This window comes from Olleya sp. KJ81-1, assembly GCF_055808135.1.
Genome location: NZ_CM147854.1, coordinates 1,079,351 through 1,101,937, shown reverse-complemented (window position 1 = coordinate 1,101,937; position 22,587 = coordinate 1,079,351). Strand labels below are relative to the sequence as shown.

Annotated in this window: 22 protein-coding genes and 2 pseudogenes; 17 read left to right on the top strand and 7 right to left on the bottom strand. The window is 31.9% G+C overall.

What is annotated here, in order from left to right; all coding sequences use genetic code 11:
• Positions 1 to 173 precede the first annotated feature (173 nt).
• From AC0L3M_RS05195 to AC0L3M_RS05170, 6 genes and pseudogenes are all read left to right on the top strand, one after another.
• Positions 174 to 905, top strand: a pseudogene (locus AC0L3M_RS05195) (YifB family Mg chelatase-like AAA ATPase); the annotation flags it as partial.
• A gap of 70 nt (positions 906 to 975) precedes the next feature.
• Entirely contained in the window at positions 976 to 1,335 is a 360-nt protein-coding gene (locus AC0L3M_RS05190) for a hypothetical protein (protein WP_473432079.1), read from the top strand.
• A gap of 5 nt (positions 1,336 to 1,340) precedes the next feature.
• Positions 1,341 to 2,057, top strand: coding sequence for a hypothetical protein (locus AC0L3M_RS05185; protein WP_473432078.1), 717 nt, complete (start codon positions 1,341 to 1,343; stop codon positions 2,055 to 2,057).
• 118 nt (positions 2,058 to 2,175) lie between these two features.
• The gene (locus AC0L3M_RS05180; RefSeq protein WP_473432077.1) at positions 2,176 to 2,676 is read left to right on the top strand and encodes a hypothetical protein; all 501 of its coding nucleotides are present in this window, start codon (positions 2,176 to 2,178) and stop codon (positions 2,674 to 2,676) included.
• A 9-nt stretch (positions 2,677 to 2,685) separates the two neighbouring features.
• Complete coding sequence (locus AC0L3M_RS05175; RefSeq protein WP_473432076.1) at positions 2,686 to 3,393, top strand: hypothetical protein; 708 nt, start codon at positions 2,686 to 2,688, stop codon at positions 3,391 to 3,393.
• Between the two features lie 701 nt (positions 3,394 to 4,094).
• Entirely contained in the window at positions 4,095 to 4,916 is an 822-nt protein-coding gene (locus AC0L3M_RS05170) for a sensor histidine kinase (protein WP_473432075.1), read from the top strand.
• 10 nt (positions 4,917 to 4,926) lie between these two features.
• Here AC0L3M_RS05170 and AC0L3M_RS05165 read toward each other — a convergent pair whose 3' ends face one another.
• From AC0L3M_RS05165 to panB, 3 genes and pseudogenes are all read right to left on the bottom strand, one after another.
• A complete protein-coding gene (locus tag AC0L3M_RS05165; RefSeq protein ID WP_473432074.1) occupies positions 4,927 to 6,297 on the bottom strand; it encodes an aldehyde dehydrogenase in 1,371 nt (456 codons plus the stop codon).
• 144 nt (positions 6,298 to 6,441) lie between these two features.
• The gene (locus AC0L3M_RS05160) at positions 6,442 to 7,137 is read right to left on the bottom strand and encodes an RluA family pseudouridine synthase (RefSeq protein ID WP_473432073.1); all 696 of its coding nucleotides are present in this window, start codon (positions 7,135 to 7,137) and stop codon (positions 6,442 to 6,444) included.
• A 47-nt stretch (positions 7,138 to 7,184) separates the two neighbouring features.
• A pseudogene (gene panB, locus AC0L3M_RS05155) lies at positions 7,185 to 8,002 on the bottom strand (3-methyl-2-oxobutanoate hydroxymethyltransferase).
• A 108-nt stretch (positions 8,003 to 8,110) separates the two neighbouring features.
• Between panB and AC0L3M_RS05150 the strand changes: the two are divergent.
• On the top strand, positions 8,111 to 8,563 hold the full coding sequence (locus AC0L3M_RS05150) for a nuclear transport factor 2 family protein (RefSeq protein WP_473432072.1): 453 nt from the start codon (positions 8,111 to 8,113) through the stop codon (positions 8,561 to 8,563).
• Positions 8,564 to 8,567: 4 nt separating this feature from the next.
• Here the strand turns inward: AC0L3M_RS05150 and AC0L3M_RS05145 are convergent, their stop codons facing one another.
• Positions 8,568 to 9,989 (bottom strand): L-serine ammonia-lyase, encoded by a 1,422-nt coding sequence (locus tag AC0L3M_RS05145; RefSeq protein ID WP_473432071.1) that lies wholly within the window; start codon positions 9,987 to 9,989, stop codon positions 8,568 to 8,570.
• 179 nt (positions 9,990 to 10,168) lie between these two features.
• Here AC0L3M_RS05145 and dnaK point away from each other — a divergent pair, with 179 nt between their 5' ends.
• The 4 genes from dnaK to AC0L3M_RS05125 all read left to right on the top strand — a co-directional run bounded on the left by dnaK (position 10,169) and on the right by AC0L3M_RS05125 (position 15,087).
• Positions 10,169 to 12,064, top strand: a complete 1,896-nt coding sequence (gene dnaK, locus AC0L3M_RS05140; protein ID WP_473432070.1) for a molecular chaperone DnaK — start codon at positions 10,169 to 10,171, stop codon at positions 12,062 to 12,064.
• 202 nt (positions 12,065 to 12,266) lie between these two features.
• Entirely contained in the window at positions 12,267 to 13,214 is a 948-nt protein-coding gene (locus AC0L3M_RS05135) for an NAD(P)H-dependent flavin oxidoreductase (RefSeq protein ID WP_292944850.1), read from the top strand.
• A 9-nt stretch (positions 13,215 to 13,223) separates the two neighbouring features.
• Positions 13,224 to 13,697 (top strand): hypothetical protein, encoded by a 474-nt coding sequence (locus tag AC0L3M_RS05130; RefSeq protein WP_473432069.1) that lies wholly within the window; start codon positions 13,224 to 13,226, stop codon positions 13,695 to 13,697.
• Between the two features lie 106 nt (positions 13,698 to 13,803).
• Positions 13,804 to 15,087: a hypothetical protein gene (locus AC0L3M_RS05125; RefSeq protein WP_473432068.1), complete on the top strand. Its 1,284-nt coding sequence runs from the start codon at positions 13,804 to 13,806 to the stop codon at positions 15,085 to 15,087.
• On the opposite strand, the gene AC0L3M_RS05120 is transcribed toward AC0L3M_RS05125, so the two are convergent.
• Entirely contained in the window at positions 15,077 to 15,655 is a 579-nt protein-coding gene (locus tag AC0L3M_RS05120) for a GNAT family N-acetyltransferase (RefSeq protein ID WP_473432067.1), read from the bottom strand. The two genes, AC0L3M_RS05125 and AC0L3M_RS05120, sit on opposite strands and share 11 nt — an antisense overlap.
• A gap of 43 nt (positions 15,656 to 15,698) precedes the next feature.
• Here AC0L3M_RS05120 and AC0L3M_RS05115 point away from each other — a divergent pair, with 43 nt between their 5' ends.
• The 5 genes from AC0L3M_RS05115 (at position 15,699) to AC0L3M_RS05095 (ending at position 20,408) form a co-directional block, all read left to right on the top strand.
• On the top strand, positions 15,699 to 16,124 hold the full coding sequence (locus AC0L3M_RS05115; protein WP_292944858.1) for a PaaI family thioesterase: 426 nt from the start codon (positions 15,699 to 15,701) through the stop codon (positions 16,122 to 16,124).
• Positions 16,125 to 16,127: 3 nt separating this feature from the next.
• Positions 16,128 to 17,243, top strand: a complete 1,116-nt coding sequence (locus AC0L3M_RS05110) for a chorismate-binding protein (protein WP_473432066.1) — start codon at positions 16,128 to 16,130, stop codon at positions 17,241 to 17,243.
• Positions 17,244 to 17,285: 42 nt separating this feature from the next.
• The gene (gene menD / locus AC0L3M_RS05105) at positions 17,286 to 19,037 is read left to right on the top strand and encodes a 2-succinyl-5-enolpyruvyl-6-hydroxy-3-cyclohexene-1-carboxylate synthase (protein WP_473432065.1); all 1,752 of its coding nucleotides are present in this window, start codon (positions 17,286 to 17,288) and stop codon (positions 19,035 to 19,037) included.
• Between the two features lie 118 nt (positions 19,038 to 19,155).
• Positions 19,156 to 19,497 carry a DUF2853 family protein gene (locus AC0L3M_RS05100; protein WP_028281981.1) on the top strand — a complete coding sequence of 114 codons (342 nt, stop codon included), beginning with the start codon at positions 19,156 to 19,158 and terminating at the stop codon, positions 19,495 to 19,497.
• 71 nt (positions 19,498 to 19,568) lie between these two features.
• Positions 19,569 to 20,408, top strand: a complete 840-nt coding sequence (locus tag AC0L3M_RS05095; protein WP_473432064.1) for a CvfB family protein — start codon at positions 19,569 to 19,571, stop codon at positions 20,406 to 20,408.
• Here the strand turns inward: AC0L3M_RS05095 and AC0L3M_RS05090 are convergent.
• Both AC0L3M_RS05090 and AC0L3M_RS05085 read right to left on the bottom strand, forming a co-directional pair.
• A complete protein-coding gene (locus tag AC0L3M_RS05090; protein ID WP_473432063.1) occupies positions 20,392 to 20,823 on the bottom strand; it encodes a hypothetical protein in 432 nt (143 codons plus the stop codon). The genes AC0L3M_RS05095 and AC0L3M_RS05090 overlap by 17 nt on opposite strands.
• Positions 20,824 to 21,001: 178 nt before the next feature.
• A complete protein-coding gene (locus AC0L3M_RS05085; protein WP_473432062.1) occupies positions 21,002 to 21,445 on the bottom strand; it encodes a hypothetical protein in 444 nt (147 codons plus the stop codon).
• A gap of 301 nt (positions 21,446 to 21,746) precedes the next feature.
• Between AC0L3M_RS05085 and AC0L3M_RS05080 the strand changes: the two genes are divergently transcribed.
• Entirely contained in the window at positions 21,747 to 22,586 is an 840-nt protein-coding gene (locus AC0L3M_RS05080) for a 1,4-dihydroxy-2-naphthoyl-CoA synthase (RefSeq protein ID WP_145001854.1), read from the top strand.
• The last annotated feature ends 1 nt before the right edge of the window (position 22,587 follow it).

The following is a 22,587-nucleotide window of genomic DNA, read 5'->3' as shown; positions in this document are numbered from 1 at the left end:
TGCTCTATGATATAATACAGTCATTGGCTCTTATTATGCGTTTTTTAGTTAATTAAAGAAATTTTTTTATGTTTAGTTATATGTTTCAAGATTACAAAAAGAAAGTGAAATTTTAATGAAATATTTTTTCAAACTAAATTATTACCCTATAAACTTATAAAAAATTGATATGTTTTTATTCCCCCCACAAAACAATTTACACAGATGTTGCACTTGTTGGTGGTGGTGCATATCCACAGCCAGGAGAAATATCACTATCACATAATGGTGTTTTATTTTTAGACGAATTACCAGAATTTAAACGTGGTGTTTTAGAAGTCATGAGACAACCGTTAGAGGATAGAGAAGTGACCATTTCTAGAGCAAGATTTACAGTTACGTATCCATCATCGTTTATGTTGGTTGCTAGTATGAATCCTAGTCCTAGTGGTTATTTTAACGATCCTGATGCTCCTGTAACTAGTAGTCCTGCCGAAATGCAACGTTATTTAAGTAAAATTTCCGGACCGCTTTTAGACCGAATTGATATTCATATTGAAGTCACACCTGTACCTTTTGAAAAATTGTCTGAAGAACGTAAAGGCGAAGCTTCTGTAGATATAAGAAAACGGGTAACTAAAGCACGAAAAATCCAAACCACTCGTTTTGAAACTTTTGATAATGTACATTATAATGCACAAATGTCTACCAAGCAAATTAGGGTATATTGTAAGTTGGAAGAGGCTTCAAAACAATTACTTAAAACAGCAATGGAACGCTTAAATCTTTCCGCAAGAGCGTACGACAGAATATTAAAAGTATCTAGAACCATAGCTGATTTAGAAGGTAGTGAAGATGTTAAAGGTAATCATATTAGTGAGGCAATCCAATACAGAAGTTTAGATAGAGATGGTTGGTTGGGATAAATGTTTAAAGTTTAATAGATTTTCAGTACTTTCGTAAACAGCTATTAATAACTATAAACCTTATTTTAAAATGTCAGAACCAACTGGAAAAATTTCGGCTACAGAAGCCGAAACACTAAGTCAAGCGTGGACTAAACTACGTCAAGATGCTAACAATACTGCTGCAGGTCAGGAAGATAATAGGTCTTCGTGGTATTCTCTTGAAGATATGCAAGCATTTTTAGAAATGATTAAAGAACAAAATCCTAATGTAAATGGTGTAAGATGCTATTTAGGTGTGCAAACCGATAAGGAAACATCTAAAGGATTAACCACTATATTTATGGTACCAACAGAAGATGTTAATGGTAAAAACATGGATATAAAAGATGCTGATGGTATTGATAGAGGACAAGGAGGAATGCCTCCAGGAGCTGGTTATCCAAATTAATTATTATGGAAGAATTTTTAAAGGACAATTATAGTATTTTAACTAAATTCTTCATTTTAGTAGCAGTTGTTTCTGGTCTTGTAACTTACAAGAAACATAAAGGAACACCTGCTACTTTTTTTGTTAAAGTTTTAATCTATTTTTTAATTGTAGAATTAATAGGTACTTACTCTTCGTTGTACAAAAATTTTAGCTTTTTAGAGCCAATATATAATTCATTATTTAGACAAAATTATTGGTGGTATACTATTGCTTTTGATATTGTTGGTATTGTATTATTTTCGCTTTTATTTCAAAAAGTTATTCCTAATAAGCTTTTTAATAAGGTGTTAAAATATAGTACTTATGGGTTTGTTCTTTTTTCTATACTATATATTATTTATAATCGTGATTTGTTTTTCTTTCAGTTTTTTCCCGTAATTCAGATAACAGGAGCCTTAATAATACTTAGTTGTAGTGTCTTTTATTTTATAGAATTATTATTGAATGATAAAATTATAAAATTTTATAAGTTTCTTTATTTTTATATAGCTATAGCCATTTTTATATGGTGGATTGTCGTGACACCATTAACGTTTTATGATGTTTATATGGTAAATGGTGATTGGGATTATATTTTATTAAAGTGGGAAATTTACTTATCTCTAAACTTTATAATGTATATATCATTTGCTATTGGTTTTTTAATCTCTGAGCCAGAAAATTTGATTAAACTAGACTAGTAGCAGCCTTACAATACAATATTTAATATGTTTTCTTATTAGATAGTTTTCTATGTAAAAGATAGTTAGCTAATTTTTTTATTACTTTTAAATTGCTATTAACCAACTTTTAAAACAAATGAAAAACTTAGGCAGCTTAATCTTAGGATTAATTATTGGCGCATTGGTAATGTACTTTTATTCAAACAATTTAAACGGATCTCACGTTACTGACCCAATTATAAAACCAAGAGGTGTAATTACACCAAATCAAGCAATAGTGTTAGATTCTACCTACAATTCTAGACATACTTTAATTAGCGACAGTATTGTAAAACGACCTGATAATCGCTCAAGCTGGTGGTCCTTAGATGATGTTACTAATTATATAGATTATGCTAAAAACCAATCTGATAGCTTAGGTTATAATATGAGTGGATTAAGAGTGTATTTAGGAGCTTATCCAACAAGTAAAAATCAGGTTGGATATACTACTATGTTTATGGTACCAACGGGAGATGTAAAAATGGTTGATGGAAGTAAAGGTTTTGCAGCATCAGCTAATACTGATATTGAAGGAGCTAACCCTTTAAATATGGGAACTGCTGGGAATCCTCCAAATTCTAATTATCCTCATTAATTCCGTATTGTGGAAACATTTTTGAAACAAAATTATAGTTTAATAACCCACAGTGTAGAGTTATTGGCTGTGCTTATTGCTTTATTATGCTATAAAAAATACAAGTTAACTTCTGGTAAGTATTTTATATATTTTCTATTCTATGTTTTTGTTATTGACCTGTTAGGAGAATATCCTTCGTTTTACAATACGTTTGAGTGGTTAACTACTGTACAAAATTCTGTATTTAGATATAATTATTGGCTGTTTACAATTTTTTACATTTTAGGAAGCATAGTGTTTTATATGTTTTATTATCATAAGATTTTAAAAAACAAAACACATAAAATTATAGTATTGGCAGTAGGGATATTAAGTTTAGTAATTTCAATAATCTATATAGCGTGTAATACAACTCAGTTTTTTAATGGCTTTTTACCTTTAATAAGTGTTTTAGCTGCTTTTTCTATTATAACATTTACAACGTGCTATTTTATCGAGTTGTTACAAAGTGATAAAATGCTTAGGTTTTATAAAATATTAGATTTTTATATTAGTCTAGCGTTGCTTTTTTGGTGGTTAATTACAACACCAGTTATCTTTTATGGTATTTATAATTCTGATCAAGATTGGAATTTTGTAATCTTAAAATGGCAAATATTTTTGTTTTCAAATATCATGATGTACTTAACTTTTACTTTTGGATTATTAATTTCCAGGCCTCATGAAAACGATTAAATGATAGATTTTATAACCAAACATTTTAATTTTATTGTTTATTTTTTTGAATTAATTGCGCTTATAACAGGCGTTATTTTATTTAAAAAGCATAAAAGTAAAGCAACAAAAATTTTTATATTTTTTTTAGCTTACATAGTTTTTGTCGAGTTTGTGGGATGTGTCTTAACTTATCTTAAAGGTAACGCAATAGTGCACTGTGTAAGACAATTGGGCTTAACAACCCGACTATGGTATAATGTGTTTTGGTTATTTGGAAGTATCGTTTTTATCTTATTTTACTATTATAATTTGTTTAAAATCAAGATGTTTAAGGCTATAATTAAATATATAAGCTTAATATATGTTTTAATTTTTACTATACATGTAGTCCTTAATTACGACGCCTTTTTTAATGCGCATCATACGTTTTATTTTATTTTAGACGCCTCAATAATTTTTATATGTGTAACGCTTTTTTGTTTAGAATTACTTAAAAGTGACGACCTTTTAAATATTTCAAAATCTTTTAGCGTATACGCTACTTTTGGATTGTTTTTATGGTGGCTTGTAACAACTCCAATTATTTTTTACGAAAGTTATAATACCACTGCAGACTGGGATTTTGCAAATTTAAAACGTCGCGTATTTCTATTTGCTAATATATTTATGTATACTTGTTTTGTATTGGGTCTAATAGCTTCTAAACCTCAAAAAAATAAATGAATAATACTTTAAATTTTATACAAACACAGGCAACCTCTACACAGTCAGAACGTTATTTGCTAATTTATATGATTGGTGTGCTTATTGTGGTTACCACCTTGGTAGTATTGTTTTTTATAGTATTTCAAAAAAGAAAAAACACATTACTGTTAGATAAAATTTTACAACAACGGGCTTTTGATTTAGAGCTATCAAATGCACAAACCGAAATACAAGAGCAAACCCTAAAAAATATTGGTTGGGAGCTACACGATAACGTAGGTCAGTTGTTAGCAGCAGCTAGCATGCAACTTAATATCCTTAAAACTAAATTAAATGTTGACGGAAACGAAAACTTTGCTGAAGCCTCAGATTTTGTAAAACAGAGTTTAAAAGAAGTTAGGATGTTATCACGATCGTTAAATAATGAGGTGATACTAAATATTGGTTTTGAACAGTCCATTACCAATGAGTTAAACCGACTTAAAAAAATGAAATTTGCTTCTGCAGAATTACAAGTAAAAGGGATAGTAGTTCCTTTTAATGATAAAAAGCACGAGATTATTATATTCAGAATTTTACAAGAGTTTTTTTCCAATACAGTTAAATATTCTGAAGCAAAAAACTTGACAGTAACCTTAAATTATCTAGCAGATAAACTAATTTTATTAGCAACTGATGATGGTAAAGGATTTGATATAAATACAGTAAAAGAAGGATCAGGCTTATTAAACATGAAAAGTCGTGCCCAGCTTATTAATACCACCTACAATTTAACTTCAAAACCAGGAAATGGTGTTAAGTTGCAATTAGAGTATCCCTTAATAAAACAAGCTTAATAGACTACTATTATAGCCATTTTAAAGCCTTTCTAATAAAGTTTAACTTATCCTTATAAGGCGCATAACGCACAGGTATATCCAACCAATTAGCTTTTTTAACAACACCTTTTTTATGACTAAACGTGTCAAAGGTGTACTGTCCGTGATAAGCACCAAGTCCACTATTACCTACACCTCCAAACGGTAATCTATGATTAGCAAAATGTACAATGGTATCATTAATGCATCCTCCTCCAAACGAGAATTTTTGTATTAATTGTTTCGCTTTCGCGGAATTTGAGCCAAATACGTATAAGCTTAACGGTTTATTGTATGACATGATAATAGTGTCTAATTCCGAATCTTTTTGATAAGAAATCACAGGAAGAATCGGACCAAAAATCTCATCTTTCATCACTTCGCTATCAAGCTGTGGCTCATCAATAATAGTTGGCGCAATGTACAAATCAGAAGCATCAGTTTGTCCGCCAATAATGCACTTTTGATTAACTAACATTTTTGCTAAGCGCTCAAAATTTTTGGCATTTATAATTCGCGCAAAATCTTTAGATTGTTTTGGAGTAGAGGAGTATGCTAATTGTATTTCATGCTGCATAGCTTTATAAAAAGCTTCTTTTTTACTATCATGTATTAAAACATAATCTGGCGCAATACACGTTTGACCTGCATTTACAAATTTACCCCAAACAATACGTTTTGCTGCTAGCTTTATATTTGCTGTATTATCAATTATACAAGGGTTTTTTCCACCCAACTCTAATGTAACAGGAGTTAAATTTGGAGCAGCAGCCTTAGCTACTATTTTACCAACTGCGACACTACCTGTAAAGAAAATATAATCCCAATGTTGCTCTAGTAATTTGGTAGAGGTATCTACACCACCTTGCACAACAGCAACATGTTCAGGTTTAAAAACAGTTTTAATAATATCGCTAATTAATGCAGAGGTGTGTGGTGTTAACTCACTAGGTTTTAAAATGGCTGTATTTCCTGCTGCAATTGCACCAACTAGTGGTGCCAATGCTAATTGATAGGGATAATTCCAAGGTGCTATAATTAAAACACTTCCATAAGGTTCTGCATACAAATAATCAGTGGACGGAAAGTTTAATAACGCTGGTAATACGCGCTTTGGTTTTGCCCATTTATTTAATTTTTTTATAGTGTGTTTTAAATCCTGAATTACAATTGCTGTTTCGGTTAAAACACTTTCAAATTCAGGCTTTTTAAAATCGTTATATAACGCATCTATAATCTCGTGCTCTCTAGTTTCTAATTGACTTAACAACGATTTTAAAAGTGTTTTTCTGTAGGGAACACTTAATGTTTTACCTGTTTTAAAATACGTTTTTTGATTGTTTAATAATTCAGGAATCATAGTAGTGTTTTAATATTAAAGATAAACTATTTTATTGATTTGCTGCTCATGCGTTAGTGGTAGTAATGGCATCCTTTTTTTGCTGCCATAAATGGCAAAAAAAGATATAATGGATGACACGACCCTTGTGGTAACGCCCAAATATTACAAACAAGCGTCCCAAATAGGATCTTTAGGTAAAGGTGCTGTAATGTTTAAATCGTCTTTAGAGACTGGATGAGTAAATTGTATGTTTCTTGCGTGTAAGCTTATGCTTGCGTCTTTGTTACTGCGATCAAATCCGTATTTTAAATCGCCTTTAATTGGAGAACCTATACTAGACAATTGCGAGCGTATTTGATGATGACGTCCTGTTTCTAGATTAACTTCAAGTAAAAAATAGTTATCTAGCTTTTTGATTATCTTGTAATGCAGGATTGCCTTTTTGCTATCTGGTACTTCTTTTATATACGCTGTAGACTTGTTGTTTTTTGGATTTTTCTTTAACCAATGGATCAAAGTATCAGCATCTTTTTCTGGCCTATTTTTAACTAAAGCCCAATAGGTTTTAGAGATGTCTTTTGATACAAACAACTTATTTAATCTTGGCAAGGCTTTACTAGTTTTTGAAAATATAACTAAGCCTGTTGTTGGTCTATCTAGTCTATGGACAGTCCCTAAATACACATTGCCTGGTTTATTGTATTTTTGGGCAATGTAATTTTTAATAACGTCACTTAATGGTGTGTCTCCTGTTTTGTCACCTTGCACAAGGTCTCCAGCACGTTTATTAACGACAATAATATGGTTGTCCTCATAAATAACTTGAAGGTTGTCTTTATTAGATAAAACTTTTGACATTAGGATATATAATAGTATTGCAAATTAGTCTTAATAGCTAAAAGTTATTAATACTGTTCGTTATCGTTAGGGAAGTCTCCACTTTTAACGTCTTCGCCATATTGAGCAATTGCTTGACTCATTTCTTCATATAAATTCATGTAACGACGTAAAAAACGAGGGTTAAACTCATGCGTCATACCTATCATATCATGTAAGACTAGTACTTGACCATCAACACCATTTCCGGCTCCAATACCTATTACTGGTATTGACACGCTTTGTGCAACCTCTTGAGCTAATTTTGCAGGAATTTTTTCTAATACAATAGCAAAACATCCAATGCGCTCTAACATAAGTGCATCTTCCTTTAGTTGGTCTGCTTCTTGTTCTTCTTTAGCTCTTACAGTGTAAGTTCCAAATTTATATATAGATTGAGGTGTTAAACCTAAATGTCCCATAACAGGTATTCCAGCATTAAGGATTCGTTTAATAGAGTCTTTAATTTCTTTACCACCTTCCAATTTTACTGCGTGTCCACCAGACTCTTTCATGATTCTAATAGCACTTCTTAAAGCTTCTTTTGGATCACTTTGGTAACTACCAAACGGTAAATCTACTACAACTAAAGATCTGTCAATAGCACGCACTACAGAGGATGCGTGATATATCATTTGATCTAAAGTAATAGGCAATGTTGTTTCATGTCCAGCCATTACATTACTAGCAGAATCACCAACTAAAATAACGTCTGTACCTGCACCATCTACTATTTTAGCCATAGTATAATCGTAGGCAGTCAGCATGGAGATTTTTTCTCCATTTTTTTCATTTCTACTAATGATTTAACGGTAACGCGTTTATATTCTTTTTTTGCTACAGACATGTTTTGTTATTTTATTATAGAATGTAAATGTACTAAATTAAAGGCTTATTCTGAATTTTAATTTATTTTGAAAGACTTATCTTTAGCTAATAATTGTAATATTTTTTTATGAAATTATTTAGTCTTGTCCTATTTGTAATGTATAGCAGTTTTAGTTTTTCTCAAAATGATGAACAAGAAAAAGCAATTAAAACTATTGCTACTTTTTTTGAAGGGTTTCATAATCAGGATTCTGTAGTAATTAAAAGCGTTGTGTATAAAGCTGTTGTTATGCAATCAATAAGTGAAAATACTAATGGCAATTTGAAATTAACGACCTCTAATTTTTCTGATTTTATAAAACAGATTGTTGCTATTCCAGAAGACCAAACGTTTTCTGAAAAATTATTAAGCTATAGTGTGCAAATTGATGGCAATATGGCAAATGTATGGACGCCTTATCAGTTTTGGTACAATGACAAACTTAGTCATTGTGGCGTAAACTCGTTTCAATTGCTAAAAGTTAATCAAGAGTGGAAAATCTTTTATTTAGTAGATACTAGATCAAAATGCCAAGAATAAACGGTTAACAATCTGCCATATTAACACGTACAGCCAATCCACCTTCGCTAGTTTCTTTATATTTAGTGTTCATGTCTTTTGCAGTTTCCCACATGGTATCCACTACTTTGTCTAAAGGTACTTTTACGTTTTTAGGATCGGTATCTAAAGCTAATTCGGCTGCATTAATAGCTTTAATTGCTCCCATACTATTGCGTTCTATACAAGGGATTTGTACTAATCCTCCAATAGGGTCGCAGGTTAATCCAAGATGATGTTCCATTGCAATCTCTGCTGCAATCATGACTTGTTCTGGGCTACCTCCAAGTAATTCGCATAAGGCTGCTGCAGCCATAGCGGAAGACACACCAATTTCGGCTTGACATCCACCCATTGCAGCACTAATAGTAGCTCCTTTTTTAAAGATGCTACCAATCTCGCTAGCTACTAACAAGAATTTTTTAATGTCTTCAAAATCTGCATCATGGTTTTCTATAACCATATAATACATAAGTACAGCTGGTATAACACCAGCACTTCCATTTGTAGGTGCAGTAACCACACGACCAAGAGAAGCATTTACTTCATTTACAGCCAAAGCAAAACAGCTTACCCATTTTAATATTTGTCTAAATTTAACTTCACTGTTTCTAATGCTTTCTAACCATTCTTGAGGTGTAGTGTATGGCATTTCAATGTTTAAACGCTTGTGTGTGTCAAAAGCACGACGTCGTACGTTTAATCCTCCAGGTAAGTTACCTTCGGTATGACAACCAATAAACATACACTCCAGCATGGTATCCCAAATGCGATGTAACTCGAAGTCAATTTCTTCATCGGTTCTAAGAGAGCGTTCGTTTTCTAAAACTATTTCAGAAATACTTTTATTATTGTTTGTACAAAACGTTAGCAACTCGGTTGCTTTGTCTACTGGATATGGAAACTCTTTTTTTAATTCTTTATTTTCGGCATCGACCGTACGTTCTTCTTTTATAACAAAACCACCACCAATGGAGTAGAAGGTTGATGTATGAATTTCGGTTTCCGCGAAAGCGGTAAACTTAATTCCATTTGCATGAAACGGTAAAAATGCTCTGTTAAAAATAATGTCTGATTTGGGAGTAAACGGAATAATACGCTCGTTATTTAAAACTAACTTTGAGGTATTATTAATAGATGCAATAATAATGTCAATAGTATCCGTTGGTATACGTTCTGGATCTGCACCACTTAAACCCAACATGACTGCTAAATCTGTAGCATGACCTTTACCAGTTAAAGATAAAGAGCCATATAGGTCGATGGTTACCTTTTGAATACTGTCAAAAAGGTTAGCTTCTTTTAGTTCATAAATCCATCGTTCTGCAGCTCTCCAAGGTCCTAAAGTATGAGAACTAGAAGGTCCTACACCAATCTTAAGCATGTCAAAAACCGAAATACACTCCATATCACTAAATCGTTTTAGTATTGAGCGACAAATATAGTTTTTTGTTGCAGATATAATAATTAAAACTATTTCAATTTTGATAGATTTCTGCCATCATGTCAGTCAACTTGTTATGGCATAATCATTGACTTATTGTCATCGTAACAATTACAATACAAAATTTAAAATTATATAAAATTATGAGTAAGATTATTGGAATCGATTTAGGAACAACAAACTCTTGCGTTTCTGTAATGGAAGGTAATGAAGCTGTTGTCATCCCAAACGCAGAAGGTAAACGTACGACACCTTCAGTTATCGCTTTTGTTGAAGGAGGCGAAATTAAAGTTGGTGATCCAGCAAAAAGACAAGCAGTAACTAACCCAACAAAAACAGTTTATTCTATTAAACGTTTTATGGGTAACAAATATTCTGAATCTAAAAACGAAGCAGAACGTGTACCATACAAAGTAGTTAAAGGAGATAATGATACACCACGTGTTGATATTGATGGTCGTTTATACACACCTCAAGAATTATCTGCAATGATTCTTCAAAAAATGAAGAAAACTGCTGAAGATTATTTAGGTCAAGATGTAACGGAAGCAGTAATTACTGTACCAGCTTACTTTAATGACTCGCAAAGACAAGCAACTAAAGAAGCTGGTGAAATTGCAGGATTAAAAGTACGTCGTATCATTAACGAGCCAACAGCAGCAGCTTTAGCTTACGGAATGGACAAAAAAGGGACTGACCAAAAAATAGTAGTATTTGATTTTGGTGGAGGAACACATGATGTATCTATCCTAGAATTAGGAGATGGTGTATTTGAAGTATTATCTACAGATGGAGATACACACTTAGGTGGTGATGACGTTGATCAAAAAATTATTGATTGGTTAGCAGACGAGTTTAACAATGAAGAAGGAATGGACTTACGTAAAGATCCAATGTCTTTACAACGTGTTAAAGAAGCTGCAGAAAAAGCGAAGATTGAATTATCATCTTCTGAGCAAACAGAAATCAATTTACCATACATTACTGCTACAGCAAGTGGACCAAAACACTTAGTACGTACTTTAACACGTAGTAAATTTGAGCAATTAATTGACGATTTAGTAAAACGTACTATTGAGCCTTGTCAATCGGCTTTAAAAGCAGTAGGTTTATCAAAATCTGATATCGACGAAGTTATTTTAGTAGGTGGATCTACACGTATTCCAGCAGTACAAAAAGCAGTAGAAGCATTTTTTGGAAAAGCACCAAGTAAAGGTGTTAACCCAGATGAGGTTGTATCTTTAGGAGCAGGTATCCAAGGAGGAGTTTTAACTGGAGATGTTAAGGATGTATTACTTTTAGACGTAACGCCTTTATCATTAGGTATTGAGACTATGGGTAACGTATTTACTAAGTTAATCGAAGCAAATACAACAATCCCAACTAAAAAATCTCAAGTTTTCTCAACAGCAGCAGATAACCAACCATCAGTAGAGATTCACGTATTACAAGGTGAACGTGCTATGGCAGCAGATAATAAAACCATTGGACGTTTCCATTTAGATGGTCTTCCACCAGCACAAAGAGGTGTACCGCAAATTGAGGTAGCTTTTGATATTGATGCTAACGGAATCATTAAAGTTTCTGCTACAGATAAAGCAACTAACAAGACACAAGATATTCGTATTGAAGCGTCTTCTGGTTTAACTGAAGAAGAAATTAAGAAAATGAAAGCTGACGCTGAAGCAAATGCTGAAGCAGATGCAAAAGCAGCAGATAATGCTAAGAAATTAAACGAAGCAGATTCTATGATTTTCCAAACAGAAAATCAATTAAAAGAATTTGGTGATAAATTATCTGATGATAAAAAAGCACCAATCGAAGCAGCTTTAGCAGAGTTAAAAACAGCTTATGAAAGCAAAGATGTAGCAGTTATCGAGCCAGCGTTAGAAAAAATTAACGAAGCTTGGAAAGTAGCTAGTGAAGAAATGTACAAAGCACAAGCAGATGCTCAAGGTGGACAACCAGGACCAGAAGCAGGAGCAGATTCAACTGAAGGTAGTGATGTTGAAGATGTAGATTTTGAAGAAGTAAAATAATTATAAATATCTAAACTAGTTTAGAATTTAATAATATTAAAAACGCAATCATTAATTTGATTGCGTTTTTTTTGTTTAAAACCGTTCTAATATTTGTTTTAATTTTAGGATTAAATAAAAAATATAGGACAATAATTCATTTTAATAAACTATGCATGCATAATAAATTTATTGTTATATTTGTTTAAATAACATAATAATTATGCAAACTAAATTAACTCAGCTTTTAAATATAAAATACCCAATTATTCAAGCGCCAATGTTTTTGGTGTCTAATGTAGCAATGGTTACGGAAGGTATGAAAGCTGGTATTGCTGGATGTATTCCAGCACTTAATTACCGTACTTTAGATCAATTAAGAGAAGCAATACAAGAGTTAAAAGCTAATAAAGTAGAAGGTGGATCTTTTGGGTTTAACCTAATAGTTAATAAATCTAATATAAAGTATAAAGAGCAACTTAGAGTATTATGTGAAGAAGGTTGCGATTTTATTATAACGTCTTTAGGAAGTCCAGAAGAAACCATTAATCAAGCTCACAAAGCAGGTATTAAAGTGTTTTGTGATGTGACAGACCTACGTTTTGCTAAAAAAGTAGAACAATTAGGTGCTGATGCTGCAATTGCAGTTAATAATGAAGCAGGAGGACACAGAGGTAATTTATCGCCTCAAGAATTAACTAATCAACTTAGTAAAGCTTTAAATATACCAGTTATTTCAGCTGGAGGAGTAGGATGTAAAGCAGATATTGATAAAATGTTAAGTTATGGAGCAGAAGGCGTATCTGTAGGAAGTCCATTTATTGCATCTGTCGAAGCTGGTGTTACAGATGAGTATAAGCAAGCATGTGTTGATTATGGAGAAAAGGATATTATCATGACAGAGCGTATTTCTGGGACACCATGTACCGTAATTAATACACCATATGTTCAAAAAATTGGTACTAAACAAACGTGGCTAGAACGTGTATTAAATAAAAATAAAAAATTGAAAAAATGGGTTAAAATGATTCGTTTTTCAATAGGTATGAAAGCTACTGAAAATGCAGCTAAAAAAGCAACGTACAAAACCGTTTGGGTAGCAGGACCAAGTATTGAACATACTAAAGCTATTTTACCTGTTAAAGCTATTGTAGCTAATTTAATAGCCTAAATTAAGTTAATGATAATTCAACCTAAATCTATTAAAAAGGTTTTGCAGGTTGCCTTAGCAACTATTATTGTATTAGGTGTAGTCATATTTATATCAATTTTATACGAATCTAAGAAAGACATTTCTGATGATATTAGATTTTCAAAACTTTTAAACACACCAATTCAAGTTAGAAGTACAAGTACAATACGATGGAATAAAAATAATATTCGTTTTAAACATTATACTCTTAATCAAAACGAAGACTCTAACTATGATTTAGAGGATGTTAAGTCTGTTAAAAAATATCAAATTGGTGATACTATATATTTTTATGCAGCTAAATCCTATAAAAGTATGCATGTCGGAGAAAACTTTTATTTAATAGGTCAAGACACTTTAAATAATGGCGATATTATAGAATTTGAATATTATACAGCTTCAGATTATTCTTCAGAAATTTGGGAAACGGAAAAAGAATTTTTAAAAAGGGTTAGGGATTAATTATCAAACAACTAAATTTTAACTTAATTTTTATATGTCAAGTTTTTAAAATTTAAAGAGTTGTTATAACTTTAAAGCTAGCATATTAACCAAAACCTCATTTCTATTGTTAAAAAAAGTAATTTACTTTTTAATTGTAATACTTGTACTATTTATAGGTATGATGTATTGGTCTACTTCCTCAACAGATCAAACATTTAAAACGTCTCAGTTAGTTAATATTAATAATGTTAATGACATAAATTTTCATGATTTAGATTCTGTATTAGTTGCAGCTAGCGCTTTATATAAAGCAGATGAGATTAAAATACTTTTTCAAGGAGAGCAATATCGCGCTGCTTGGGCAACACCAATTAAAGCACCTGTATTATTTTTAGATACTTTATTTGGAGGTGTTACAATAACTAAGGAAGGTGGTGGTAAGCAAACCCATTCTTTAAAACTAGAAACTAAAGAAGGTGTTGAGTTAACACTTAGAGGTATTAATAAAGATCCAAAACAACTTATTCCTGATCTAGTAAAAACACTAGGTTTAGAAAATATTATCGTAGATGGTATTTCTGCGCAACATCCATATAGTGCTATATTGGCTGCTGAGCTAGCTAATAAATCCGCTATAATTAATACCAAACCTAAAGTGGTATTTCTTCCAAAGCAAACGCTATTGGGAGACTATAATAACAAATATGGGAATAGATTATTTTTATTAGAGTACGAAACAGAAAGTAAGACCAATTGGACACATTTAAGCAACGTTACTGAAATCGTTGACACCAAAAACCTTCAAGAATTAAAATTAAGTAATACTAATAATATATTTATTGATAAGTCTGCACTTATCAGAGCTAGACTGTTTGATCTATTAATTGGTGATTGGGATAGGCATACAAAACAATGGGGTTGGGCTATACAGCAAACAGATCAAAGTAACATAGCTATTCCAATTGCAGGAGATAGGGATAATGCTTTTATAAATTTAGAAGGTATTATACCATCTATTTTATCCAATGAAAATGTTGTTGAACAGTTAAGACCATTTGATTACGAAATAGATTTTATGCCAGGATTAGTCTATCCATTTGATCAATATTTTTTATTAAACACGGAAGAAAGTTTATTTATACAACAAGCTAAACAACTGCAATTACTTCTTAATGATGAGGTTTTACTAAAAGCTTCAAAAGTTTGGCCTTCTCAAATTTTAGAAATTGATGGAGAAGAAATCATTAGTAAAATAAAAACAAGACGAGATAATTTAGTGTCCTATGCTAAATTATTTAAAACAACCATAGATAAAAAAGGTTTGGTAACACAACGTCTAAAAGGCTCTGAAGATTTAAATCTTCCAGAACAACTTCAAGCATGTTTTGAGTGTTATACTAAATATTAAATTCTTTAAACGTATTAGTTTTAATAGTAAGCCATTCGTTATTTAAAATACCATAACAACATGTGCTTCGTCTAAAACCATCAGTCATTACTGTGTCTTTGCGTAATATGCCTTCTAATGTTGCTCCTAATTTTGTGACTGCTTTTCTAGATTTAATATTACGCTCATCAATTCTAAATTCTACTTTTTCAAAATGTAACGTTTCAAAAGCATATTCTAGCATTAAAAATTTCATATGACTATTTAGACCTGTTCCTTGAAAATCATGTCCTATCCAAGTCCAACCAATATGTAAGACTTTGTTTTTATGGTTAATTAATCCAAATCGAGTGCTACCTGCAAAAGCTTGTTTTTGTTTGTCATAAACAATAAACGGTAGTGTGGTATTATTATAAAAACCTTCAACTGCAGTTTGTACATAATCTTTTAGAGACTCTGGAGTAGAAATGATATTAGGCGAATAATAAATTAAATCAGTCTCTTTAGCAATAGTAGCTAAATGTTTATAATTACTTAAGTCTAAAGGAATTAGTTTTACACGATTGTTTTCAAGAGTTGGAGCTGTCATTTTAGCGCTAGGTTTTGTATTTTTACATTAAAATTAAAGATACATGAAGTATTCTAAAGCACAAGTGTTAGCAATAGCAAATAAGGCAAGTAAAAACACTTTAATGGAAACCCTAGAAATAGAAGTTGTGGATTATGGCGAGGATTTTTTAGTCTCCAGAATGCCAGTTACATCGCGTGTGCATCAACCAGATGGAGTGTTGCATGGTGGCGCAACAGCAGCATTGGCAGAAAGCGTTGGTAGTTTTGCATCGCATATATTTTTAGATTCAGAAAACTTAATGATTAGAGGTTTGGAGATTACAGCCAACCATTTAAAAAGCGTTAGCTCAGGCTATGTTTACGCTAAAGCTACATTTTTACACAAAGGACGTACAACGCAATTGTTAGATATTAGAGTAACGGATGATGATGATAACCTAATTTCGTTATGTAAATTGTCAACCATTTCTTTACCTAAAAAGAAATAAGATATGACGTCTTCCGTTTTTTTTGATCAGCTTTCGCAACAGTTTGACAAGCAACTTCCTTTTGTGGCTTTTAAAAAACCTAATCAGGAAACTGTAAAAGCAATGCTTCAAGATAGCAATCAGCTTCATTTTACCCAAAATTTTAAGGAAAGTGGTTTTGTGTTTTCACCATTTAAAAATGAAGACAATACGGTACTGTTTCCTTTAAATAAAAGTCAAACAATATCATGTTTGTATGATAATACTTCGGTTGATGCTAAAAACCAGTTAAGTAGCACTATAAGTGTTTCAGCGAAAGCTAAACATATACAAATTGTTGAAAAAGCGATATCAGATATTGAGAATGGAAGTTTCAAAAAAGTAGTACTATCTAGAGTTGAAACCGAAGCTTTTCCAGAAGCCAATACCATTTTATTATTCCAAAAACTGTTATCTACTTACAAAACTGCAATGGTCTATTGTTGGTATCATCCCAAAGTAGGGCTGTGGTTGGGTGCAACGCCAGAAACCTTATTAAAAGTAGAAGGTAACCGCTTTTTAACCATGTCTCTTGCAGGTACGCAACAATACAAAAACACAGTCGATGTCCAGTGGCAGTCCAAAGAGCAGGAGGAGCAGCAATTAGTTACAGATTTTATTGTGGGCAGTTTAGAGACTTCTGTCAGCAGTATTAATTTAGGAAAAACAGAGACTATAAAAGCAGGGAATTTATTGCATTTACAAACCAAGATTTCGGGACTATTAAAACTGGAAAATGGATTGCAGTCTGTTATTGCTAAATTGCATCCAACACCTGCAGTTTGTGGGTTGCCTAAAGAAAACGCTAAACAATTTATCTTAAAAAACGAAGGTTATAATCGCGAATATTATACTGGTTTTTTAGGCGAAATAAATATTAAACAAGCCAAAACAAGAAATACCAATCGCAGAAACGTAGAGAATAACGCTTACGGATCTGTTAAAACAATATCGCATTTGTTTGTTAATTTAAGATGTCTTCAAATTAAGGATAATCAAGCATTAATCTATGTTGGTGGCGGAATTACTAAAGATTCTGTACCGGAAAACGAATGGGAGGAAACTGTTGCAAAATCTAAGACTGTTAAAAACCTCTTATAATGGTTTTAATTAGGATTTGGGTTTTGTATTTTTGTAACACACATGAAACACCCAAAAATACCCTTAGCGCAAACCGTTATTCAGCTTTGTAAAGCCAAGAATATCCAACACATTGTACTGTCTCCAGGAAGCAGAAATGCACCTTTAACTATTGGATTTACACACGACCCTTTTTTTAAATGTTATAGTATTGTGGACGAGCGTTGCGCAGCGTTTTTCGCGTTAGGTATCGCACAACAGATTAAGCATCCCGTAGCAGTGGTTTGTACTTCGGGTAGTGCGCTTTTAAACTATTATCCAGCGGTATCAGAAGCGTATTATAGTCATGTTCCATTAGTGGTTTTAAGCGCAGACAGACCTAAATACTTGGTCGGAATAGGAGATGGGCAGACTATAAACCAAGAGGATGTATTTAAAAATCACATTCAATATTCGGCTAATTTAAAGCAAGATTTAAATCCTGAAAAGGAAAACGCTTTCGCGGAAGACTTGCCAATAATGAAAAGTATTGAGAATAAAGTCGAACGCTTTTTGGGTCTACAACAAGGTATCCAACAGCATAACGAAACCGAAATTAATAAAGCCTTTAATATTGCGATAACAACGCAAGGACCTGTGCATGTAAATATTCCGTTTGACGAGCCTTTATATCAAATGGTGGACCAGCCTACGGTTACTCCGGAAGTAATACCGACACCAAAACTTAATATGGTTAGTGAGGATTATAACGCTTTCGCTGAAATTTGGAATAACTCAAAACGAAAGTTAGTATTAGTAGGTGTTTTGGCTCCAAACAGTGTCGAGCAGCACTACATTGACGTTTTAGCAGAAGATGAAAGTGTTTTAATACTAACCGAAAGTACGTCTAACTTACACCACGATAATATTTGCCCAAGTATTGATAAATTAATTGGCGCACTAACGGAACAGGAGTTACAAGGCTTACAGCCTGAAGTACTATTAACTTTTGGAGGATTAATAGTATCAAAAAAAATAAAGAAATTTTTGCGCTCACATAAGCCAACGCAACATTGGCATGTGGCCATAAATGGAGCAAATGATACCTTTTTTGTTTTAAACAAAGTGTTTAAGCAGTCTATAAATTCGTTTTTCCAATCTTTTATACCATTAACGACGTCTTTAAAAAGCGAGTATAATCCGTATTGGAAAAATCAAATGGATATTAGAAGAGAAAAACATGCGCAATACATGGGTTTGATTCCATTTTCTGACTTTAAAGCATTTGATGTCTTATTAAATAGTATCCCTAATCAGTCGCAATTACAAGTTGGTAATAGTTCTGCTATTAGATATACGCAGCTTTTTGATGTTAATCCAACATTGGACGTTTTTTGTAATAGAGGTACTAGCGGTATTGATGGAAGTACAAGTACAGCAATTGGAGCAGCAACAACAAGAGACAACCCAACGGTCTTTATAACTGGAGATTTAAGCTTTTTTTACGATAGTAATGCGTTGTGGAATAACTACATACCTAAAAACTTTAGGATAATAGTTATAAACAACGAAGGTGGAGGTATTTTTAGAATTCTGCCAGGACATAAAAACACAGATAACTTTGATTATTTTTTCGAAACCAAGCATCATTTAACTGCTAAGCAATTATGTGACATGTATGGTTTTGAATATACTACAGCGTCTTCAGAAAGTGAGCTTTCAGTAGCATTGTCTGATTTTTACAACACTTCAAAGACACCTAAATTATTAGAAGTATTTACACCTTCTAGAGATAATGATGCTATACTATTAGATTATTTTAAGTTTGTTAAATAATTTCAACGAAAAAATTGGATGTTTATCGTAATTGTAATATTATTTTTTTTAGCTTAAAAAGAGATATAAAAAAATTGTACCTTTAAGAAGCTAAAAATATTAATCTAAATTTAAAATTATGAGTAAACGTGATGAATTAATCGCAAAGTATGCAACAGACCTAAAAGATAAGTGTGGTGTAACTGCAGATATGGATTTTTTAACTAAAGTAACTATAGGTTGTGGTCCATCAATATATAACAAAGATTCTGCAACTGTTTCTGGTTCTGATGCATCAGAATTAGCGACTGTAAAAAACAATTTTTTAATTAAAAAATTAGGCTTAGCAGATAGCGAAGATTTAGATAAAGCTATAGATTCTGTAATGGAAACTTACGGAAGGTCTAATAAAAATAAATACAGAGCAGTAGTTTATTATTTATTAGCTAAACATTTCAAAAAAGAATCTGTTTATAAATAAAATTATAAAAAAATACATAAAAAAAGCGTTACAGTTCTGTAACGTTTTTTTTATATGCTTACATTTGCAAAATGATACAAATAGGACAATTCAATACACTTGAGATTTTAAGAGATACAGAACCTGGATTATTTTTAGGCGATGCAGATAATAATGAGGTTTTATTACCAAATAGATATGTTCCAGAACATTTTGAAATTGGTGATAAATTAGAGGTGTTTGTATATTTAGATAATGAAGAGCGTATCATCGCAACAACCACAGAACCATTTATTTTAGATGGTGAGTTTGCTATGTTACGATGTAATGAAGTTACCAAATTTGGAGCCTTTTTGGATTTTGGATTGGTTAAAGAATTATTCTGTCCTTTTAAAGAACAAGCTTTCCCTATGAAAAAAGGAGGTTGGTACTTGGTACGTTGTTATCTAGATGAGGTTACAGAGCGTTTGGTAGCGTCTAGTAAAACCAATCGTTTTTTAGATAATAAGGAGTTAACAGTAGATCAATTTGACCAAGTGGATATTATTGTGTCGCATCCAAGTGATCTAGGTATGAATGTTATTGTAAACAACAGACATACTGGATTAATTTATAAAGACAATATCTTTCAGGATATTAGTGTTGGTGATAAATTAAAAGGGATTGTAAAAAAAATACGACCTGGTAACAAATTGGATATAAGCTTAGGAGAAATTGGTTACAGAAATATTGAACCAAATGCTGATAAGATTATGCAAGAACTAACTGATAACAATGGGTTTTTAGCATTAACAGATAAATCTAATCCTGAAAAAATTAAAACGGTATTACAAATGAGCAAGAAAACCTTTAAAAAGGCTATTGGGACTTTGTATAAACAAAAACTGGTTGATTTAAAAGACGATGGTATTTATCTTAAGAAGCAAGAGTAGTATTATTTACTAAATTGTTTTTAATTTTAGCCCATTCTATGGCTTCATATAAGTCTTCAAAACGTTTGATTTCTACTGCAGAGAATACCTTTTCCATTAGAGCATTAAACCAACTTTGTTCGCTTTTTGTGACTACAGCGTAACCATTTAACACGTTATTATTTTTATAAAACTTTAGCCAATCAGATGGTTTGACTGAGTAGTTGTTTACGCGGTTTGAGATATAGCAAACACTAATAGTCGGTCCATAAAATTTATGTACAGCCTGAATCACTTTTTTAGCTTCTTCCCATGAGTAAGTAGTGCCTTCATTTATTTCTGATATAACCATACCATCAAGAAAATAAAAATTACCTTGATCTGTGATGTGAACATCAAGAATAGAATCTGCTAAAGTTGAATCGATGATTGTCATAATATTAATAGCTATAAAGCTAAATTATAAAATAACTGATTGATTAATAATTTGTTACATATTTTTAATCTGCTTTTTCGACAAAAAATTGTATAAATAGGTTAAACGACAAAAAAAAGCCACCTAAAAGAGGTTAGGGCTCTAAAAGGTAGCTATTTAAGCATTTAATTAAAATGCCTTAGGGTATATCAAATGTCACGCTATCATCGGTTGAATTTAATATATAATCATTAATTGTGTTGTAAGCTTTTGCAATGTTATCAAAATCTAAAACTGGTATTTTGCTAAATTGTTTTTCTAAACTGATGTTGATATCATTAAAGTTAGTATATCCAACTACGCCATAAAGTTTTAAATTAGGCAAATTCTTGCTGTATTTAGGTAAATCTAAAACCTCTATGGAGTACTTGTTTAATCTATTTGAAATAATACCAAATGGTTTTTTAAATGCTTCATAATAATCATAAATACATTTAAAAGCTATTTTGGTGCTATCAAAACTTACATGTTCGCCTTCATTAACTTGTGCAATAATCATATTTTCGAAGAAAAATAAATCACCCATAGGAAACTTGTGTACTTCTTTTATTTGATTATAAATTTCAGAATTTATTATATTCATTATAGAGGGATTATTAATTCTATATCAAAGATAATAAGTGGTCCTAAAATCTGAAACCAAATATAGTGTTTTATTTTTCAAATAGACAAAAATCTAATAAATCAGTCAAAATACATAGTTTTGAATCTTGTTTAAATCGTTTAATACTTATTATTCAGTGGGTTATTTCTTTTTTAGGAATTTTTACGCTGCATTAATCATTATATATAATTACAATTATTCGGTTTCTTAAAATCAATTTTAATTCTGATAAAAATTTTTATTTGCGTATTTTTATGCTCTTAAAACTTAATGAGATCTTATGGAGCAAATTAAATGGATAAAGGCTAAAGAATATGAGGATATAACTTATAGCAAATGCAATGGAGTTGCCAGAATTGCATTTAACAGACCAGATGTAAGAAACGCTTTTAGACCAAAAACGACAAAAGAATTATATGATGCTTTTTATGACGCAGGAGAAGACACATCAATAGGTGTAGTGCTATTGTCTGCAGAAGGTCCATCGTCTAAAGATGGTATTTATAGTTTTTGCTCTGGAGGAGATCAAAAAGCAAGAGGTCATCAAGGTTACGTTGGAGAGGACGGTTATCACAGACTAAATATATTGGAAGTGCAACGTCTAATTAGGTTTATGCCTAAAGCTGTTATTGCAGTTGTGCCAGGTTGGGCTGTTGGTGGTGGACATAGCTTACATGTGGTTTGCGATTTAACTTTAGCAAGTAAAGAACACGCTATTTTTAAACAAACAGATGCAGATGTGACAAGTTTTGATGGTGGTTACGGATCTGCCTATTTGGCTAAAATGGTAGGACAGAAAAAAGCAAGAGAAATTTTCTTTTTAGGTAGAAATTACTCTGCTCAGGAGGCTTATGATATGGGAATGGTAAATGCTGTTATTCCGCATGATGAGCTAGAAAGCACAGCTTATCAATGGGCTCAGGAAATTTTAGAAAAATCGCCAACCTCAATCAAAATGTTAAAATTTGCAATGAATTTAACAGACGATGGTATGGTAGGTCAACAAGTGTTTGCTGGAGAAGCAACACGATTAGCTTACATGACAGACGAAGCTAAGGAAGGTAGAGATGCGTTTTTAGAAAAACGTAAACCTAACTTTCCAAAACAATGGATTCCATAAT

What these genes read in the sequence shown, in the direction of transcription:
- AC0L3M_RS05190 (WP_473432079.1), top strand. Translation starts at nt 976, where the DNA reads ATGTCAGAACCAACTGGAAAAATTTCGGCTACAGAAGCCGAAACACTA.
- AC0L3M_RS05185 (WP_473432078.1), top strand. Translation starts at nt 1,341, where the DNA reads ATGGAAGAATTTTTAAAGGACAATTATAGTATTTTAACTAAATTCTTC.
- AC0L3M_RS05180 (WP_473432077.1), top strand. Translation starts at nt 2,176, where the DNA reads ATGAAAAACTTAGGCAGCTTAATCTTAGGATTAATTATTGGCGCATTG.
- AC0L3M_RS05170 (WP_473432075.1), top strand. Translation starts at nt 4,095, where the DNA reads ATGAATAATACTTTAAATTTTATACAAACACAGGCAACCTCTACACAG.
- AC0L3M_RS05165 (WP_473432074.1), bottom strand. Translation starts at nt 6,297, where the DNA reads ATGATTCCTGAATTATTAAACAATCAAAAAACGTATTTTAAAACAGGT.
- AC0L3M_RS05160 (WP_473432073.1), bottom strand. Translation starts at nt 7,137, where the DNA reads ATGTCAAAAGTTTTATCTAATAAAGACAACCTTCAAGTTATTTATGAG.
- AC0L3M_RS05150 (WP_473432072.1), top strand. Translation starts at nt 8,111, where the DNA reads ATGAAATTATTTAGTCTTGTCCTATTTGTAATGTATAGCAGTTTTAGT.
- AC0L3M_RS05145 (WP_473432071.1), bottom strand. Translation starts at nt 9,989, where the DNA reads ATGGAGTGTATTTCGGTTTTTGACATGCTTAAGATTGGTGTAGGACCT.
- dnaK (WP_473432070.1), top strand. Translation starts at nt 10,169, where the DNA reads ATGAGTAAGATTATTGGAATCGATTTAGGAACAACAAACTCTTGCGTT.
- AC0L3M_RS05135 (WP_292944850.1), top strand. Translation starts at nt 12,267, where the DNA reads ATGCAAACTAAATTAACTCAGCTTTTAAATATAAAATACCCAATTATT.
- AC0L3M_RS05130 (WP_473432069.1), top strand. Translation starts at nt 13,224, where the DNA reads ATGATAATTCAACCTAAATCTATTAAAAAGGTTTTGCAGGTTGCCTTA.
- AC0L3M_RS05120 (WP_473432067.1), bottom strand. Translation starts at nt 15,655, where the DNA reads ATGACAGCTCCAACTCTTGAAAACAATCGTGTAAAACTAATTCCTTTA.
- AC0L3M_RS05115 (WP_292944858.1), top strand. Translation starts at nt 15,699, where the DNA reads ATGAAGTATTCTAAAGCACAAGTGTTAGCAATAGCAAATAAGGCAAGT.
- AC0L3M_RS05110 (WP_473432066.1), top strand. Translation starts at nt 16,128, where the DNA reads ATGACGTCTTCCGTTTTTTTTGATCAGCTTTCGCAACAGTTTGACAAG.
- menD (WP_473432065.1), top strand. Translation starts at nt 17,286, where the DNA reads ATGAAACACCCAAAAATACCCTTAGCGCAAACCGTTATTCAGCTTTGT.
- AC0L3M_RS05100 (WP_028281981.1), top strand. Translation starts at nt 19,156, where the DNA reads ATGAGTAAACGTGATGAATTAATCGCAAAGTATGCAACAGACCTAAAA.
- AC0L3M_RS05095 (WP_473432064.1), top strand. Translation starts at nt 19,569, where the DNA reads ATGATACAAATAGGACAATTCAATACACTTGAGATTTTAAGAGATACA.
- AC0L3M_RS05090 (WP_473432063.1), bottom strand. Translation starts at nt 20,823, where the DNA reads ATGACAATCATCGATTCAACTTTAGCAGATTCTATTCTTGATGTTCAC.
- AC0L3M_RS05085 (WP_473432062.1), bottom strand. Translation starts at nt 21,445, where the DNA reads ATGAATATAATAAATTCTGAAATTTATAATCAAATAAAAGAAGTACAC.
- AC0L3M_RS05080 (WP_145001854.1), top strand. Translation starts at nt 21,747, where the DNA reads ATGGAGCAAATTAAATGGATAAAGGCTAAAGAATATGAGGATATAACT.